Origin of the sequence: Rhodanobacter sp. OK091, assembly GCF_900142825.1 — a bacterium.
Lineage (GTDB): Bacteria > Pseudomonadota > Gammaproteobacteria > Xanthomonadales > Rhodanobacteraceae > Rhodanobacter.
The window spans coordinates 918770-937165 of the sequence record NZ_FRCH01000002.1 but is presented as its reverse complement, the minus strand read 5'-3'; the positions used below and the strand labels follow the sequence as shown (position 1 = coordinate 937165).

The window sequence follows — 18396 nt, the reverse complement described above, 5'->3', positions numbered from 1 at the left end:
CTCATCATGCTGCCCGTCGTCGCGCTGGTTGGTCGTCCGAATGTCGGTAAATCGACCCTTTTCAATGTACTGACGCGCAGCCGCGACGCCCTCGTGGCCGACATGCCGGGCGTCACTCGCGATCGTCACTACGGCGTATGCCGCAGCGGCGCGCGGCCCTTCGTGGTGGTCGACACCGGTGGTCTGTCCGGGGTCGAGGAAGCCATGGACGTGCTCACCGCAAAGCAGGTGCGCCTGGCGATCGAAGAGGCGAACGTGCTGGTGTTCGTGGTCGATGCCCGCGAAGGCCTGCTGCCGCAGGACTACGTCATCCTCGGCGAGCTGCGCCGCAGCGGTAAAACCATCATCGCGGCAGTCAACAAGACCGATGGGTTGGAAGAGGAGGCCGTGCTGGCCGAGTTCTCTGCCTTCGGTGTCGGCAATATCCTGCCGTTGTCTGCTGCACACAATCGCGGCACCGGCGAGCTGATCGAGCTGATCCTGCCGTTGCTGCCGGCCGACAAGGAAAGCACGGTCGAGGAAGAAGGAGAGGGCGGCAGCATCCGTGTCGCCATCGTCGGACGTCCGAATGCCGGCAAATCGACGCTGATCAATCGCCTGCTGGGCGAAGACCGGTTGATCGTCTCCGACGTGGCCGGCACTACCCGCGATCCGATCCGCGTTCCGCTGGAACGCGACGGCACGCGCTATACGCTGATCGATACCGCCGGCATCCGCCGCAAGGCACGCGTCGAGGAAGCCGTCGAGAAATTCAGTGTCATCAAGACGCTGCAGTCGATTGCCGCGGCCCAGGTTGTGGTGGTGATGATCGATGCGCGCGAAAACCTGGCCGATCAGGATCTCACCCTGATCGGATATGCCATGGACGAGGGCAGGGCGCTGGTGATCGCCATCAACAAATGGGATGGCCTGGATCAATACCAACGCGACGAATGCATGCGTGCGCTGGACCGCCGACTGGTATTCGTCGACTGGGCCAAGCAGGTGCATATCTCGGCACTGCACGGTTCGGGTCTGCGCGAGCTGATGCGCGCCGTCGTGCGTGCGCATGCGTCGGCGACCAAGGTGCTGGTGTCTTCCGATCTGACCAAGACGCTGGAGAAGGCTTACGAGGGCTACCAGCCACCGCTGGTCCACGGCCATTCGCCGAAGCTGCGTTTTGCCCATCCGGGTGGCAACAACCCGCCGACCATCGTGATCCACGGCACCCGCACCAAGCACATCGCACCGGCGTATCAACGCTATCTGGAAAACTTCTTCCGCAAGCGCTACAAACTGGAAGGTACGCCGATCCGGATCGCCTTCCGCGAAAGCGAGAACCCGTATGCCGGGCGCAAGAAGGTGTTGACCAAAGAGCAGGCGCAGAAGGCCCGGCGCCGGGTCAGCGACCTGATCAAGCGCACGCGCTGATTCTTCGGCACACTCCGGCCAGATTACTGCACGGGCTGTGGCAGATCCGCCGGGGTCAAACCGTACACCGCAGCATCATGGGCTTGTCCGTTCGCCCATAGACGATGCCGCGCTACCGCCTCGAAGTGCGCGCCGGTTTTTTGGGCCGTGCGTTGGCTGGCGTGGTTGTCGGGCATGACAACGATCTCGATGCGTATCAGTCCCAGCTGTTCAAAGCCGAAACGTGCGACCAGCGCGGCGGCACGTGCGGCGATGCCCTCGCCTTGGCGCGACTGACGCACCCAATAACCGAGGTTGGCGCTGCGATGCGGGTGGTTGAGCTGGTTGAGTCCGCACCCACCGAGCAGTTCGCCGGTCTGCAGATCGAAAATCGGGAACGCAAAGTGCTCGCCGCGCGACCAGCCGTCCTGGCAATGGCTGATCCATGTGCGCGCCTCATCCAGGTCGTAACCCGCATGGCACCAGGGCAGCCAGCGACCCACACTGGCTACTGACGAACGCGCCGCATCCAGCAGGTCTTCGGCATCGCGCGGTTGCCATGGGCGCAGCCGCAGCGGTTCGTCGACAAGTACCCATGCGGGCGAGATCGGTTCGATGGACATCGGGCACTCTTGCGCCATGGTTTGTATGCACGTGGGCCAGCCGCGATAATGGGCAACTTCCAGCCAGGCATCAACATGAGCGCACGCATTCTCGACGGCAAACGCATCGCCCAGGAACTGCTTGATCGAGTGGGCCTGCGCGTTGCCGAACGGGTGGGGCGCGGGCTGCCCGCGCCGGGGCTGGCGGTGGTGCTGGTAGGCAGCGATGCCGCTTCGTCGGTGTATGTGCGAAACAAGCGCAAGGCCTGCCATCAGGTGGGCTTCCGTTCGTTCGACTACGACCTGCCTTCAAGCACGACCCAGGACGAGCTGTTCGCACTGATCGACCGGCTGAATGCCGATCCCGACGTGCACGGCATCCTGGTGCAATCGCCGCTGCCGGAACATATCGACGAGGACGCCCTGGTCGACCGCATCGATCCGGACAAGGACGTCGACGGTTTCCAGGCAGTGAATGTAGGCCGCCTCGCGCTGCGCCGTTTCGGCCTGCGCCCATGCACACCGAAAGGCGTCATGACCTTGCTCGGCCACACCGATCGCCCGGTGCGTGGCCAGCACGCGGTAGTGGTCGGCGTCTCCAATCACGTCGGACGGCCACTGGCGCTGGAACTGATGATTGCCGGCTGTACGACCACGTCGTGCCACCGCTTCACGCGCGACCTGGAAGGCTTCGTGCGTCAGGCCGATATCGTGGCCGTCGCGGTCGGCAAGCCGGGGCTGGTCAAGGGCGAATGGATCAAGCCGGGCGCCGTGGTGATCGATGTCGGCATCAACCGGCTCGACGATGGCCGGCTGGTCGGCGATGTGGAATTCGATGCCGCCGCTGAACGTGCCAGCTGGATCACACCGGTGCCAGGCGGGGTCGGTCCGATGACGGTGGCCACGCTGATGGAGAACACGCTGGAAGCGGCCGAAGCGCACGCGCTGCGGCACAAGATCGCCTGATCAGGCGTTCCGTTCAGCCGCATGGCTGGCGAGCTTCACGGCAGGGCGCGTATAATTCCCTCTTTGCAGCGGGACTTTTCGCATGCGTATCCTCGCCGAGGCCTTGACCTACGACGACGTCTACCTTGTTCCGGGCCATTCCATCGTGCTGCCGCGTGATGTGAATACGTCAACGCGGTTCACCCGCGGCCTGCGCCTGAACATTCCTATTGTGTCCGCCGCGATGGACACCGTCACCGAAGCCCGCCTTGCCATCACCATGGCGCAGAACGGCGGCATCGGCATCATCCACAAGAACATGACGGCCGAGCAGCAAGCGGCGGAAGTGCGGCTGGTGAAGAAATTCGAGGCCGGCGTGATCCGCAGTCCGATCACCGTGAGCCCGAACACCTCGATCCGCGAAGTGCTGCGGCTGACCCATGCACACAACATCTCCGGCGTGCCGGTGGTGGATGGCGAGCAGCTGGTCGGCATCGTCACCAGTCGCGACCTGCGCTTCGAGCGCAAGCACGATGACCCGGTGCGCAACATCATGACCCGCCAGGACAAGCTGGTGACGGTGCAGGAAGGCGCCAGCCAGGACGAAGTGTTGCAACTGTTGCACAAGCACCGCATCGAGAAGGTGCTGGTGGTCAACGACGCTTTCCAGCTGCGCGGCCTGATCACCGTCAAGGACATCCAGAAGGCGCGCGACAATCCGCATGCCGCCAAGGACCTGCACGAGGCATTGCTGGTCGGCGCCGCCGTCGGTGTGGCTGGCGATACCGAGCAGCGTGTTGCCGCGCTGGTCGATGCAGGCGTCGACGTGCTGGTGGTGGATACCGCGCACGGCCATTCGCAGGGCGTGATCGAACGCGCCGCCTGGGTCAAGAAGCACTACCCGCAGGTGCAGGTGATCGCCGGCAATATCGTCACCGGGGAAGCGGCGCGTGCGTTGCTCGATGCCGGTGTCGATGCGGTCAAGGTCGGCGTGGGCCCCGGCTCGATCTGCACCACCCGCGTGGTGGCCGGTGTCGGCGTGCCACAGATCACGGCGATCGATATGGTCGCCACCGCGCTGAAGGACGAAATTCCGCTGATCGCCGATGGCGGCATCCGCTATTCCGGCGACATCCCCAAGGCGCTTGCCGCCGGTGCGTCCACCGTGATGCTCGGCTCGATGTTCGCCGGCACCGAGGAATCGCCCGGTGAGGTGGAATTGTTCCAGGGCCGTTCGTACAAGAGCTACCGCGGCATGGGTTCGATCGGTGCGATGCAGCTGGGTTCGAAGGATCGCTATTTCCAGGAAGAAGCCGACGCCGACAAGCTGGTACCCGAAGGCATCGAGGGCAGGGTGCCGTACCGCGGTCCGCTGCGCAACATCATCCATCAGCTGATCGGTGGCCTGCGCGCGTCGATGGGCTATCTGGGCGCAGCCACCATCGACGACGTGCGGCACAACGCGCAGTTCGTCAAGGTGACTTCCGCCGGCGTCACCGAAGCGCATCCGCACGATATCCAGATCACCAAGGAAGCGCCGAACTACCGGCTCAACTCGTGACTGACGCGCCGGCCCAAGGGCCGGCGCCTTGTTTTACAGGTGGCGACCGGCACATCCGGCGTTGCATTGCTTTTCGAGATCAAAGGCGTCGACGTGGCCTGATTGCCATGTGGCGAAAACCGGACCGATGACCAATATCCATAGCGACAAGATCCTGATACTCGACTTCGGCGCTCAGTACACGCAGCTGATCGCGCGGCGCATTCGCGAGATGGGTGTTTACTGCGAGATCTGGGCCTGGGATCACGCGCCGTCCGAGATCGCCGCGTTTGGCGCCAAGGGCATCATCCTGTCCGGCGGTCCCGAATCCACCACGCTGGCAGACGCACCGAAAGCGCCGCAGCAGGTATTCGACTCCGGCGTGCCGATCCTGGGTATCTGCTACGGCATGCAGACGCTGGCGGCTCAACTGGGTGGTGCCACCGAGGCTGCCGACGCACGCGAGTTCGGTCACGCTGAAGTGGACATCGTTGCGCAGAGCCGGCTATTCGAAGGCCTCAGCGATCATGCCGATGCGCACAAGCTCAGCGTATGGATGAGCCACGGCGACCACGTCGCCAAGGCACCACCGGGCTTCGCGATCACCGGCACCACCGACCGCATCCCGGTCGCGGTGATGGAGAACGAGGACAAGCGCTGGTACGGCGTGCAGTTCCATCCGGAAGTGACGCACACGAAGCAGGGCGGGGCGTTGCTGAAGCGCTTCATCGTCGATATCTGCGGCTGCGCCACGCTATGGACCGCCGCCAACATCATCGATGACCAGATCGCCCGCGTGCGCGAGCAGGTTGGCGATGATCACGTACTGCTGGGGCTGTCCGGCGGCGTCGACTCTTCGGTGGTCGCGGCACTGCTGCACAAGGCGATCGGCGACCGGTTGACCTGTGTGTTCGTCGACACCGGCCTGCTGCGCTGGCAGGAAGGCGATCAGGTGATGGCCACGATGGCCGAGCACATGGGCGTCAAGGTGATCCGTGTCGACGCGGCGGAACGCTATTTCAAGGCACTCGAAGGCGTGGCCGATCCGGAGGCCAAGCGCAAGATCATCGGCGGCTTGTTCGTGGAGATCTTCGACGAGGAGTCGGGCAAGATCACTGCCGACGGCAGCAACGTGAAGTGGCTGGCGCAGGGAACCATCTATCCCGACGTGATCGAATCGGCCGGCAGCAAGACCGGCAAGGCTCACGTCATCAAGAGCCATCACAACGTGGGCGGCCTGCCGGCGCACATGAAACTGAAACTGGTTGAGCCGCTGCGCGAACTGTTCAAGGACGAGGTGCGCCGCATCGGCGTGGAGCTCGGCCTGCCACGCGCGATGGTGTACCGCCATCCATTCCCGGGCCCGGGCCTGGGCGTGCGCATCCTGGGCGAGGTGAAGCCCGAGTATGCCGTCTTGCTGGCTCAGGCCGATGCGATCTTCATCGACGAGTTGCGCAAGGCCGACCTGTACGACAAGACCAGCCAGGCGTTTGCGGTGTTCCTGCCGGTGAAATCGGTAGGCGTGGTCGGTGACGCGCGCGCCTACGAATGGGTGATCGCGCTGCGGGCGGTGGAGACCATCGACTTCATGACGGCGCATTGGGCGCACTTGCCGTATGAGTTTCTTGGTAGAGTTTCTAACAGAATAATCAATGAATTACGTGGTATATCTCGAGTCGTTTATGACATCAGTGGCAAACCTCCCGCCACGATCGAGTGGGAATAGGCAGATCAACCACTTACGCGCACCGAGAAAGGCCGGCAGCTTGCCGGCTTTCTCATGTTCCAAGCACAATTCATTGAAATGACGGACGAAATTTCCGAATCCTCAGGAACATTCTCGGCGGCAGACGCGCAGTACATGCAGCGCGCGCTGCAACTTGCCGTGCATGCGCGTGACGCCGAGAACGAAGTACCGGTGGGCGCCGTGCTGGTGCAGGACGGCGAGATCGTCGGCCTGGGCTGGAACCGCAACATCACCTTGCACGACCCGACGGCGCATGCCGAGATCATGGCGATGCGTGCGGCGGGCGAGAAACTGGCGAATCATCGGCTATCCGGCGCCACGCTGTACGTCACGCTGGAGCCGTGCTCTATGTGCGCAATGGCGATGATCCATGCTCGACTCGGCCGCGTGGTCTATGCGGCGTCCGACCCCAAGACCGGCGCGGCCGGCAGCGTTTTCGACACCTTGATCGACGCGCGCCACAACCACCGCATCGAGGTGGCGGGGGGCCTTCTCGCCGAGGAATCCGCCAGCCTGCTGCGCGACTTCTTCCGCGCCCGCCGCTGAGCCAGCAGGCCGCGCAAGTCAGGCTGCTGCTACAGGAACGCCAGCGCCTGCGCGCAGGACTGCTCGATCTTCAGGCTCAGCAGCGGATCGGCCCGGGTATGGCCCATGTTCACCGCGGCGATCGGCTTGCCGGCACGCGCTGCCGCATAGGCAAAGCGGTAGCCGGAATACACCATCAGCGACGAACCGATCACTAGCATCGCATCGGCATCGTGCAAGGCCTGCATGCCGGCATCCACACGCTCGCGCGGCACGTTCTCGCCGAAGAACACCACGTCCGGCTTCAGCAAGCCGATGCAATGCGGGCACGAAGGCACCTGGAAACTGGAGAAATCCCGTCCCTCCAGATCAGCGTCGCCATCGGGCGCATCCGCCGCATCGAGATTCGCCCAGGCCGGATTCAGCCGCACCAGCTCGGCCTGGAAATCCGCGCGCGGCACGCGATGTTCACAGGCCAGGCAGCGGACCTGATCCAGCCGTCCATGCAGGTCGACCACGTTTTCGCTGCCGGCGGCCTGGTGCAGCCGGTCGACATTCTGGGTCAGCAGCAAGGTCAGCTTGCCCTGCTGCTCCAGCCGGGCGAGCGCGTGATGGCTCGCATTCGGTTGCGCCTGCCCGAAGCGCCGCCAACCGACCAGGCTGCGTGCCCAGTAGCGTTGGCGTGTCGTCGGTTCGCCCACGAATGCCTGATAGGTCACCGGCTGCGGGCGTTTCCAGCCACCGTTGGCATCGCGGTAATCGGGAATGCCCGAATCCGTACTGCAGCCGGCTCCAGTCAGCACGAACAGGCGCGCATGCGCCGCCACGAATTCGGGCAGCGTCGCGGTGCTCGTGCAGACCCCGATCGATTGAGAAGACATGCCGTTCTTATGGCATCCCGTCGCACGGATTGCCAGCGGCGATCATGGCACCGTGGCGACCTGGCTCGGGCTCCTGCCGACCAGTTGCAGCCGCAGACCCCACGGCGCCACGAAGTTCACCACCGTCTGACCGGCATGCGGGCCGGCGACGACAGCGACCGGTGCTCCAGTCACCTTGACGCCTTCGCGTCGCAGCCAGCGGTCGGCATGCGCCACATTGTCGGCAGAGAACGCGATCGGCTCGTTACCGTGATCCGTTGCATGGTGCGCCGTGGTGGAAGACGAGCGCGCTGCGTCAGCATCGAACAATTCGACGACCGTGCCGGAATCGCAGAGCAGCAGGCGGGACACGGGGGCTGCATCGTGAGCGGCACGGCTGCTTTCGAGCGATTCACCGCCACCGGCAGGGTTGACCTCTTCACAGTCCAGTACGTTGTGGAAGAACGCCGTGGCCTGCTGCAGGTCAGGGACACTGATGGCCACGTAATCGCTGTCGTGGACGCTCGCCGCGTGACCCATGCTGGCCATGGTAAACAGCAGCACGCCGGCCAGCATCGAAAGGAGGGACTTGTGCATGACTCGACACCCAGTAACCGTACTGATGGTCTATATGGACATGATGAGTTCCTCTTGTAGTGCCGCCAGACGACCACCGTGTTTCCCTGCGTGAACGATCGCCGCGAGGTCAACCGAAAAGGCAAGCGCCCCGTTGGTCGTTCATCAGCGGAAACAGAATGGTCGGGTGAAGCGGCTTTAACCAGGGCATCGCCGTCACCATACTTTCCGCCACGCATCTAGACCGGTGTGCGTTGCCTGAGCTGATTCAGGCGGTTGGTCCGGTCATTCCATACCGCCACAGGGTCACCAGGATGAAGCGTCATCTCAAATCACTTCTGCAACGCAAGCGCACCGAATTCGAAGGTTCCAGAGGCACCCGTCGTTCGCCACGATCCGGCGACCCCGACGAGGCAACCATCCTCCATTTGAAGGACGGCTATGACTGGCTGGCCATGATCAAAGGTGCGCGGGCTTCAGTTCGAGCTCGTTGGAAAAACGCAGGTCGGCCGTCGCGGTGCCAGCCAGAGCCTAAGCCGTTGTGATGCGCTGATCACACCGCAGTTGAGCCCCACGGCCGGCGCGCTCATTTCCCCGGGCGCCTCTCGATCGAGCCTTGCCAGGTCCACTCGCGCACCTCGGGCATATCCTGGCCGTGCTGGCAGATGTACTGCTTGTGTTCGATCAGCTTGTCACGCAGCTTCTGCTTGAGGTACACGCCGCGATCGCCCGTCTGCGGCAGCCGGTCGATCGCATCCATCACGAGGTGGAAGCGATCGAGTTCGTTCAGTACGGTCATGTCGAAGGGCGTGGTGACGGTACCTTCCTCCTTGTAACCGCGCACGTGGATGTTGTCGTGGTTGCGGCGCCGGTAGGTCAGCCGGTGGATCAGCCAGGGATAGGCGTGGAAAGCGAAGATGACCGGTTTGTCGGTGGTGAACAGGGCATCGAAATCGACGTCGTTCAAGCCGTGGGGATGTTCCGACGGCGGCTGCAGACGCATCAGGTCGACCACGTTGACCACGCGGATGGCGAGCTCGGGCAAGTGCTCGCGCAGGATCGAGACCGCGGCCAGGGTCTCCAGCGTGGGCACGTCGCCACAGCAGGCCATCACCACGTCAGGCGAGGCCACATGCTGGTCGTTGCTGGCCCACGACCAGATGCCGATGCCTTCGCTGCAGTGCTTGACGGCCGCCTCCATCGATAGCCACTGCGGGGCAGGGTGCTTGCCCGCAACCACCACGTTGACGTAATGGCGGCTGCGCAGACAGTGGTCCATCACCGACAGCAGGCAGTTGGCATCCGGTGGCAGATAGACCCGCACCACGCCGGCTTTCTTGTTGACCACGTGATCGATGAAACCGGGATCCTGGTGGGTGAAGCCGTTGTGGTCCTGCCGCCAGACATGCGAGGCCAGGAGGTAGTTCAGCGAAGCGATCTTGCGTCGCCACGGCAAGCCGGCAGTGACCTTCAGCCACTTGGCGTGCTGATTGAACATCGAGTCGACGATGTGGATGAATGCTTCGTAGCAGTTGAACAAGCCATGTCGCCCGGTCAGCAGATAGCCTTCCAGCCAGCCCTCGCACTGGTGCTCGCTGAGCATCTCCATGACGCGGCCGCTCGGGGCGAGGTACTGGTCATTGGCCTCGGTGCCGGCATCCCACTGCCGGTTGGTGACATCGAACATGGCCTCCAGGCCATTGGACAAGGTTTCATCGGGCCCGAACACGCGGAAGTTGCGCTGGGTTTCGTTGAGCACGGCGACGTCGCGCAGGAACGGACCCAGCACGTGGGTGTCGCCTCTGCCGAGCACACCCGGTTGCGGCACCTCGCAGGCGTAGTTGCGAAAGTCCGGCAAGCGCAGCTCGCGCAGCAAGCTGCCACCGTTGGCGTGCGGGTTCGCGCCCATGCGGCGATTGCCCACCGGCGCCAGCTCGGCCAGCTCCGGGCGCAGCCGGCCATGGGTGTCGAACAGTTCTTCGGGCCGGTAGCTTCTCAGCCAATCTTCCAATTGCCGCAGATGCTCCGGTGGCGTGGTGGCGGAGACTGCGATCGGCACCTGATGGGCGCGGAAGGTGCCTTCCACCGGCAGGCCATCGACGACCTTCGGGCCGGTCCAGCCTTTCGGCGAGCGCAGCACGATCATCGGCCAACGGGGACGCTCGCGTTGACCATGCTGGCGGGCTTCGCGCTGGATCGTCTTGATCTTCTGCACGGCCAAGTCCAGCGCGCTTGCCATGGCCTCGTGCATCGGCGCCGCCTCGGAGCCCTCGACGAAGATCGGCGACCAGCCGTAACCGCGCAGCAGCTGATCGAGCTCTTCGTGGCTGATGCGCGCCAGTACAGTCGGGTTGGCAATCTTGTATCCATTCAGATGCAGTATCGGCAACACCGCGCCGTCGGTGGCCGGATCGAGAAACTTGTTCGAGTGCCAGGCGGTGGCCAGCGGCCCGGTCTCGGCCTCGCCATCGCCGACCACGCAGGCGACGATCAACTCGGGGTTGTCGAGCACGGCACCGAACGAATGGCTCAGCGAATAGCCCAGTTCGCCACCTTCATGGATCGAGCCTGGGCATTCCGGCGACGCATGACTGGGAATGCCGCCGGGGAAGGAGAACTGCTTGAACAGCTTCTGCAGTCCCGCCTCGTCCCTGCTGATATCCGGGTAGATCTCGCTGTAAGTGCCCTCCAGATAAGTATTGCCGACCACGGCCGGGCCGCCATGGCCGGGACCGGAGACGTAGACCATGTCGAGGTCGTACTTCTTGATGACCCGGTTCAGATGCACGTAGATGAAGTTCTGCCCCGGTGTGGTGCCCCAGTGGCCCAGCAGCATGTGCTTCACGTCCGCCAGCGTCAGCGGATGCTTCAGCAGCGGATTGCCGCACAGGTAGAGCTGGCCGACGGCGAGGTAGTTGGCGGCGCGCCAGTAGGCATCCATGCGCTGCAACAGATCGGGGGTGAGGGCAGGGGATTTCATCGAAGGGGACTCCATTTTTTTCGATTCACTTGTGCTTCTTCGTCGTGCGAGCTTTCGTCGGGCTACTTCTCGGATCAGCTGTCTCCCTGACGGCAGCGCCGCCAAGGAAGAGAGCTTGCTGGACCGCGAGCCACCGCTGGAAAAGCACGAGTTCCTGTTGTGCGGCGACGTTCAGCACCGTGGACATCACAGCGGACATACGTGCCAGCATCGGCAGCAAATCCGGCGGGAATGCCACTTCATCGGCGTTTTGGGAAGTGGCTGCGATAGGGTCGGGCGAGGTGTCGAACGGGCGGCGATAAGACGTGTGCGGCGAGCTCATCGGGTTCGCCAGCATGGATGTCAACGTTTGCGCGCTGTAGAGCGTATCGAGCCAGCGTTGCACGGGCGGGGGCGTAAGCAGCGCATAAGGCGCATAAGGTGCAAAGGATGAAAGTGGCAGCAGGCCCATGTCCAGGTCAAAAGGCGCTGATGTAAAAGGCGATGCAGTCATCGTATGTCTCCTTCGATACAGCCATCTGCCGGACAGCAGGGACTCCCGTCATTCCCCGGTGGATCATGCGGGCACGGAGTACAACAGGTTCATGGTGTGGGTCGCGATCATCGCTTCCTCGTCGGTCGGGATCACGCGCACTTGCACCCGACTCGACGGCGTACTGATAACTGCCGCGTTGCGGGCATTGGCGTCTCCATCGCATTCGATGCCGAGCCAGATAAGCCTTGCGCACACGGCAGCCCGGATCGGCGCCGAGTGTTCGCCGATTCCCGCGGAAAACACCAAGCCGTCGAGACCGCCCAGGCTGGAGGCCAGTGCGCCGATTTCGCGCGCAATGCGAAAGACAAACAAGTCGATCGCTTCGTAGGCGTGCGGGTCGCTGCTGTTCAGCAGGGTGCGCATGTCGTTGCTGATGCCGGAGACCCCGAGCAGGCCGCTTTCGTTGTAGAGCACGTGCTCGACCTCCGATGCGTTCAGACCATGCTGCTGCAGCAGATACAGCACGGCACCCGGGTCGAGGTTGCCGCAGCGGGTTCCCATCATCAGCCCATCCAGCGCGGTGAAGCCCATCGTGGTGTCGACGCTGCAGCCATCGTGCATCGCGCACAAGCTGGCGCCATTGCCCAGGTGTGCCGCGATCACGCGACCGGCGGCCAGTGCCGGTGCCTGCTCGCGCAGCTGGCCGGCAATGTATTCATAAGACAGCCCATGGAAACCGTACCGGCGCATGCCTTCGTCCGCGAATTTTCGTGGCAGTGCCAGGCGGCTGACCGTCGGTGCCATGTCGTGATGGAATGCCGTGTCGAAGCAGGCCACCTGCGGCAACCTCGGACGCAATCGCGCTACCGCCTGCACGGCGGCGAGATTGTGCGGTTGGTGCAACGGCGCCAGCGGGGTCAGCCTGGTCAGGTCGGCGATCACCGCGGGGGTCAGGCGAACGGGTCGATCCCAGCGCTCGCCACCGTGTACCACCCGATGACCGACCGCGGCCAGGGATTCCTCACCAAGGTGTGCGGTGATCCATGCCAGCAACGGCGTCAGCAATGCCTCGTGATCGAGTTTTGCGCCCGCCGGCCAGTGATGCTCGGTCAAGGTGGCGCCCGCCGCGTCCTTGGCGATGAAGTGCGGCTCGCTGCCGATACCTTCGACCTCGCCGTGCGACAACTGTCGCCGCGACCCCTCCGTCGCCATGTCGTATAGCGCGAACTTGATGCTGGATGAGCCGGCGTTGAGGGTGAGAATGGTGCGGGACATGTCTCAGGCTTCCACCGGCATGGGCAGCGGACGGGCCACCCGCGAGCGCGCCACCAGCACCGCCACCGCGCAGGAAGCCACGTGAGTGCGCGGCGAATCGGCGCGGCTGGTCAGGATGATCGGAACCCGCGCACCCATCACGATGCCGGCAGCGTCGGCGCCAGCGAGGAAGGTCAGCTGCTTGGCCAGCATGTTGCCCGACTCCAGATCCGGCACCACCAGGATGTCCGCCATGCCGGCGACCGGCGAGACAATGCCTTTCTCGCGCGCCGCCTCGGCGCTGATTGCATTGTCGAACGCCAACGGACCGTCGACGAGGCCACCAGTGATCTGGCCGCGCTCAGCCATCTTGCACAGCGCGGCCGCATCCACCGTCGAGGGAATCGCCGGGTTCACCGTTTCCACCGCCGACAGAACAGCGACGCGCGGCATCGTCAGCCCCATGATGTGGGCGAGGTCGATGGCGTTCTGGATGATGTCGCGCTTGTCGGCCAGTGTCGGCGCGATGTTGATCGCGGCGTCGGTCACCATCAGCGGACGGGCGCAGTCGGGCACGTCCATCAGGTAGACGTGACTGAGTCGGCGGTCGGTGCGCAGCCCGCTGTCGGAGGCAACCACGGCGTGCATCAGCTCATCGGTGTGCAGCGAACCCTTCATCAGCAAACGCGCCTCGCCGTTGCGCACGAGTGCCACGGCCGCCGCCGCGGCAGCATGGCTGTGCGGGGCATCGACGATCCGCATTGCACTGATATCCAGCCCGGCCTGTTTCGCGGCGATCTGAATTTTGGCGTTGGGGCCCACCAGAATCGGCACGATCAGGCCGGCTTTTGCGGCGTCCACTGCCGCCCTGAGCGATACCTCGTCGCAAGGGTGAACCACTGCTGTCGCCATGGACGCGCCAAAGGAAGCCCGCGCCATCAATTCGCGAAAACGGTCGTGGTTGCCGAGCCGGATTTCAGGCAACTCGATGCGCGGGCGGCGGATCTTTTCCAGCGGAGCCTTCACCTCGGCGGTGCCGAGGATCACTTCCTCGCCTTTCTGATTGCTGCAGCGGCAATCGAAGATGATGCTCTGCCTGTCCGCGAACTTCTCTTTGGCGGTGACAGTGACCGTGACGGTATCGCCAAGACCGACCGGGGCGTGGAAGTGCAGGTCCTGCGAAAGATAGATCGTGCCCGGCCCAGGCAACTCAGTGCCCAGCACGGCGGAAATCAGCGCGCCGCTCCACATGCCGTGGGCGATCACCCGGTGGAACATGTCCGTACGCGCATAGACGGGGTCCATGTGCGCCGGGTTGACGTCGCCGGACATCGCTGCGAACAACTCGATATCCCGCCGGCTCAGTGTGCGCACAAGGCTGGCATGGTCGCCCACTTCGATTTCGTCGAAGGTGCGGTTCTCGATGAATCCGGAGATATCGACGGGCAGGGCATTCATATCGGCTGCTCTAGGGGATCGGACCTGCACCGCACTGATCCAGCCATGCTGGTTGGGGCAGGTGACCCGGATGGTGGGATGGCCTTCTCGTTCATTGCTTAGAGCAGGCGCGCCGCCAGACAGAGGCGTTGTTTAAGTGACAGCACGGATGCACGCAGCCATTCTAGGAATGCGTCCGACCCGCGAATTTGATCGGGATCAACAAAGCACGAGCTTTCCGCGGCTCACTCGAGGCATGGTTGCTTGCAAGGCATCGGGAATCGAGGCCATTCCCAAAAACTCAGAAGCTACGACGGCATGGCCAGACATGGTGCTAGCCCTCAACCAATGCCGAAGCGCCGGTGAAACCACTGCTTCATGAAGTAAGTGAGCGTCATGTAACACAGCAGGAGAGCGATCATCATCGGCCAGTAAGCCGGTGGCAGGGGCGCAAACCCAAGCAGCGCACCCAGTGAGGAATAGGGAAGCCAGATGCCCGCCATGCAGATGGCGACGGTGGTGGCGATCAGTGGCAGGCTGGGCCGGCTTTCCACGAAGGGTTTACGTGCCGTTCGGATGATGTGGATGACTAGCGTCTGCGAGAGCAGCGACTCGACGAACCAGCCGGTCTGGAACAGTGACGCCTGCGCCGGGGTGCTGGCGCCGAATACGAAAAACATGATGGCGTAAGTGATGTAGTCGAAGATCGAGCTGATCGGACCGACGAACAGGATGAACCGGGCGATGTTGTCGATGCCCCAGCGCCGTGGCGCTTCCAGGAAATCCGGGTCCACGTTATCCGTGGGGATGGTGGTTTGCGAGAAGTCGTACAGCAGGTTGTTGGTGAGCACCTGCAACGGCGCCATCGGCAGGAAAGGAAGCCATGCGCTGGCGCCGAGCACGCTGAACATGTTTCCGAAATTGGAGCTGGCGCCCATGCGGATGTACTTGAGAATGTTGGCGAAGACCTTGCGGCCTTCGATCACGCCGTCGTCCAGGATGAGCAGGCTCTTCTCGAGCAAGATGATGTCGGCCGTCTCGCGGGCGATGTCCACCGCCGTGTCCACGGAAACGCCCACGTCAGCGGCCTTGAGGGCAGGGCCATCGTTGATGCCATCGCCGAGATAGCCCACCACGTGGCCGCTTCGCCGCAATGCGTCGATGACCATCGCTTTCTGCAGCGGCGCAAGCCTGGCGAACAACTGGCAAGTCTCCACCCGTGCTTCCAGCTGCGCCGGCGATAGTTTCGCCAGGTCGCTGCCCAACAGCACGTCGCTGACCGTCAAGCCCACTTCCTTGCAAATCTTCCTCGCGACGACATCGTTATCGCCGGTAAGGATTTTCACGGCCACGCCATGCCGGGCCAGCCTGGCCAGCGCCTCGCGCGCGCTGTCTTTGGGAGGATCGAGAAAGGCGATGTAGCCAAGCAGAATCAGCCCACGTTCGTCTTCGGGACCGAAAGCCGACTTTCCGGCGTCCACATGAGCGTAGGCGATGGCGATCAGGCGCAGCCCATCCTCGTTCAAGTCGCTGCTTCGCTTTCTCAGTTCGTGCCAATGGCTATCGTCCAGGTCGAACAGACCACCCTCGGCTTCGCCATGAGTGCAGACGCTGAACACCTCCTCGACGGCACCTTTGCAGATAAGCGTCCGGCCATCCGGACCATCGACGACGACAGACATGCGGCGCCGCTCGAAATCGAACGGAATTTCGTCCACCTTGTGATAGCCGCCGCTTGCATGCAGCTTGCTGTGTACTTCGGTGTACTTGAGCACGGCGACATCGAGAAGATTCTTCAAGCCGGACTGGTAGTAGCTGTTGAGATAGGCATAGTCGAGCACCCTCTCGCTTTCGTTGCCTTGCAGGTCCACATGCCGTTCGAGAATCACGAGGTCCTGCGTCAAGGTGCCGGTCTTGTCCGTACACAGAACATCCATGGCACCGAAGTTCTGGATGGCATCGAGCCGCTTGACGATCACCCGCTTGCGCGACATCGCCAGCGCCCCCTTGCCAAGGTTGATGGTGACCTCGGTGGGCAGCATCTCCGGCGTCAGGCCTACGGCTACGGCCGTGGCGAACAGCAGGGCTTCCATCCAGTTGCCTTTGGTCAATCCGTTGATCAGGAAGACCAGCGGTGCCATCACCGAGATAAGGGAGATCATCAGCCAGGTAAAACGCGAGATCCCGCGATCGAAACTGGTAAGTGCGCGTTCGCCGGCAATGGCCTGGGCAATACCGCCGAACACTGCGCGCGGACCGGTATAGACCACGATGGCGACGGCGGTGCCGCTGACGACATTCGTGCCCATGAAACAGACGTTGTCGATGCGCACGGCCTCGGTCACAGGCTGTACGAGCGGCCGGGGATTCTTCTCCACCGGCATGGCTTCGCCGGTCAGCGGTGCCTCGTTGACGAACAGCCCTCTGGCCGATAGCAGCCGTATATCCGCCGGCACCATGTCGCCCGCCGCCAGATGCACGATGTCGCCCGGAACCAGCTGTTCCAAGGGAATTTCATGCGTGGCCGCGAGCACATCTCCATCGGCTGCCTGTGCCGGGCTGGCAGTCTCCGGCGAGACGCGCCTCGACACCGTGGCAGTCGTGTGCACCATGCGGCGCAACGCTTCCACCGCACGGCTGGAACGGTGTTCCTGCAGGAAGGACAGCGAGGTGCTGAGCACCACCATCACCGCGATGATGATGGCTGACGCCACGTTGCCTCCCAGCACCGACAATGTAGCCATGAGCAGCAGCAGAATATTCAGTGGATTGCGCAGCTTCTGCAGCAGCTGTACCGGCACGCTGTGGGTCTCTTCGCGACTTGCCGTGTTGAGGCCCAGCTCTCGCAAACGTGCGGCCGCATCGGTTTCGGTCAACCCGGCCGGTGCGCTGCCCAGTGCCTGGTAAATGGCCGTGGCGTCTGCCATGGCCAGCGTCCTCAGGCGAGCCTCCCTCAGTTGCCGATCGACCTCGCCGGCATCCATATGTCCTACTGGCTTCGCAAACACCTTGGCGAATACCGACCAGCGCCATGGGGAGCCATGCCTCATGCATTCATCCCATTTAGACATGGCGTCTCCCGCATAGCGATTGGGTTGCGTGCCCGCTGACATCCGGAGACGGCAGCATCACAGTCAAGGCTAGGCCCGGTGCCGAGAGCGCAAGTTGACATAGGTCAGCAGCGCGAAGAATTTCCCGCTGTTTCAGGCCATCAGTTTCAGGCCATCAGCAAGATGTCGCTGATGAGCGGCGACGCCATCCCGTCATGACGGGTATCTCCGTCGCCGGGTTATATGTCGCGCGAGGAGATGCTCAGCACTTCAGCCGGCGCCCTGCTGGCGATCATGGTCGCCGAGACGGCTTCCACTTGCCGGCCGTTGCTTCTCAGCGAAAGAACGTCGCGGTGAAAATGGCGCTCAGCACCGCCTGTGCTTTGTCATCGGGCAGGTCGTTGGGCATGCAGGCGTTGAAGAAGCGAATGCCGTCTATCAAGGCCATGGTGCTGAAGGCCAGATCGGCGGCCGGGGCAGGCGGGGCGATACCCATCATCTTGCAGAACTGCGTGATGAAGTAGGCGATCACGTCGCGCTTCTCCAGGCACAAGGCATTGAATCGGGCACGAAATTTGGCATCGCGCAGCGCGTGCAGGCGAGCCTCGGCCCATAGCGCGAAATTGCTGTCGTCGCGATAGCACTGACCATAGAAGAGCGTCAGTTGCCGCTGGGTGTCTTCGATCGACAAGCCTGCATCCAGGATCTGTTGCAGCTGATGGCTGATGTCGTCGTGATCGCGCTTCAGCAGCTCGATGAACAGATCGGTCTTGCTATCGAAATTCGAGTAGAACGCGCCGCGGGTATAGCCGGCGCGCTCCACGATGTCTTCCACGCTGGCGGCAGCCAACCCTTTCTTCGCAATGATGACGGCCGCCGCGTCAAGCAGACGCTGGCGGGTCAGGTCGCGGCTTTCGTCACGGGTCAGTCTCTTACGGGGCATATGTCCATCGTATCACGGATAGTCACATCTTCATTTGGATACAGTATTGTATTTGTATACAAACATGTATTAC

Annotated in this window: 14 protein-coding genes; 5 read left to right on the top strand and 9 right to left on the bottom strand. The window is 63.1% G+C overall.

The genetic code is table 11. The features are described 5' to 3' along the window. Positions 1-6: 6 nt before the first annotated feature. Entirely contained in the window at positions 7-1410 is a 1404-nt protein-coding gene (der, locus tag BUA26_RS13460) for a ribosome biogenesis GTPase Der (protein ID WP_072761327.1), read from the top strand. A 23-nt stretch (positions 1411-1433) separates the two neighbouring features. Here der and BUA26_RS13455 read toward each other — a convergent pair whose 3' ends face one another. After that, positions 1434-2012 (bottom strand): GNAT family N-acetyltransferase, encoded by a 579-nt coding sequence (locus tag BUA26_RS13455; protein WP_072761326.1) that lies wholly within the window; start codon positions 2010-2012, stop codon positions 1434-1436. Between the two features lie 75 nt (positions 2013-2087). Between BUA26_RS13455 and folD the strand changes: the two genes are divergently transcribed. From folD to tadA, 4 genes are all read left to right on the top strand, one after another. Next, positions 2088-2957 (top strand): bifunctional methylenetetrahydrofolate dehydrogenase/methenyltetrahydrofolate cyclohydrolase FolD, encoded by an 870-nt coding sequence (gene folD, locus BUA26_RS13450; RefSeq protein WP_072761601.1) that lies wholly within the window; start codon positions 2088-2090, stop codon positions 2955-2957. A gap of 82 nt (positions 2958-3039) precedes the next feature. Then, complete coding sequence (gene guaB, locus BUA26_RS13445; protein WP_072761325.1) at positions 3040-4497, top strand: IMP dehydrogenase; 1458 nt, start codon at positions 3040-3042, stop codon at positions 4495-4497. Between the two features lie 127 nt (positions 4498-4624). Further along, positions 4625-6202: a glutamine-hydrolyzing GMP synthase gene (guaA, locus tag BUA26_RS13440; RefSeq protein ID WP_072761324.1), complete on the top strand. Its 1578-nt coding sequence runs from the start codon at positions 4625-4627 to the stop codon at positions 6200-6202. 78 nt (positions 6203-6280) lie between these two features. Next, positions 6281-6769, top strand: coding sequence for a tRNA adenosine(34) deaminase TadA (gene tadA / locus BUA26_RS13435; RefSeq protein ID WP_072761600.1), 489 nt, complete (start codon positions 6281-6283; stop codon positions 6767-6769). Positions 6770-6798: 29 nt separating this feature from the next. Here the strand turns inward: tadA and BUA26_RS13430 are convergent, their stop codons facing one another. From BUA26_RS13430 to BUA26_RS13395, 8 genes are all read right to left on the bottom strand, one after another. Further along, complete coding sequence (locus tag BUA26_RS13430; RefSeq protein ID WP_072761323.1) at positions 6799-7629, bottom strand: NAD-dependent protein deacetylase; 831 nt, start codon at positions 7627-7629, stop codon at positions 6799-6801. A 42-nt stretch (positions 7630-7671) separates the two neighbouring features. Continuing rightward, the gene (locus BUA26_RS13425; RefSeq protein WP_072761322.1) at positions 7672-8205 is read right to left on the bottom strand and encodes a VOC family protein; all 534 of its coding nucleotides are present in this window, start codon (positions 8203-8205) and stop codon (positions 7672-7674) included. Between the two features lie 565 nt (positions 8206-8770). After that, on the bottom strand, positions 8771-11164 hold the full coding sequence (locus BUA26_RS13420; RefSeq protein WP_143154274.1) for a phosphoketolase family protein: 2394 nt from the start codon (positions 11162-11164) through the stop codon (positions 8771-8773). A 25-nt stretch (positions 11165-11189) separates the two neighbouring features. Further along, a complete protein-coding gene (locus BUA26_RS13415; RefSeq protein WP_143154273.1) occupies positions 11190-11657 on the bottom strand; it encodes a hypothetical protein in 468 nt (155 codons plus the stop codon). 63 nt (positions 11658-11720) lie between these two features. Then, positions 11721-12914: an acetate/propionate family kinase gene (locus BUA26_RS13410; RefSeq protein WP_072761319.1), complete on the bottom strand. Its 1194-nt coding sequence runs from the start codon at positions 12912-12914 to the stop codon at positions 11721-11723. Between the two features lie 3 nt (positions 12915-12917). After that, entirely contained in the window at positions 12918-14351 is a 1434-nt protein-coding gene (locus tag BUA26_RS13405) for a bifunctional enoyl-CoA hydratase/phosphate acetyltransferase (RefSeq protein WP_072761318.1), read from the bottom strand. Between the two features lie 320 nt (positions 14352-14671). Further along, a complete protein-coding gene (mgtA, locus tag BUA26_RS13400) occupies positions 14672-17380 on the bottom strand; it encodes a magnesium-translocating P-type ATPase (protein WP_218587827.1) in 2709 nt (902 codons plus the stop codon). Positions 17381-17714: 334 nt separating this feature from the next. After that, positions 17715-18323 carry a TetR/AcrR family transcriptional regulator gene (locus BUA26_RS13395; protein ID WP_072761316.1) on the bottom strand — a complete coding sequence of 203 codons (609 nt, stop codon included), beginning with the start codon at positions 18321-18323 and terminating at the stop codon, positions 17715-17717. Between the last annotated feature and the right edge of the window lie 73 nt (positions 18324-18396).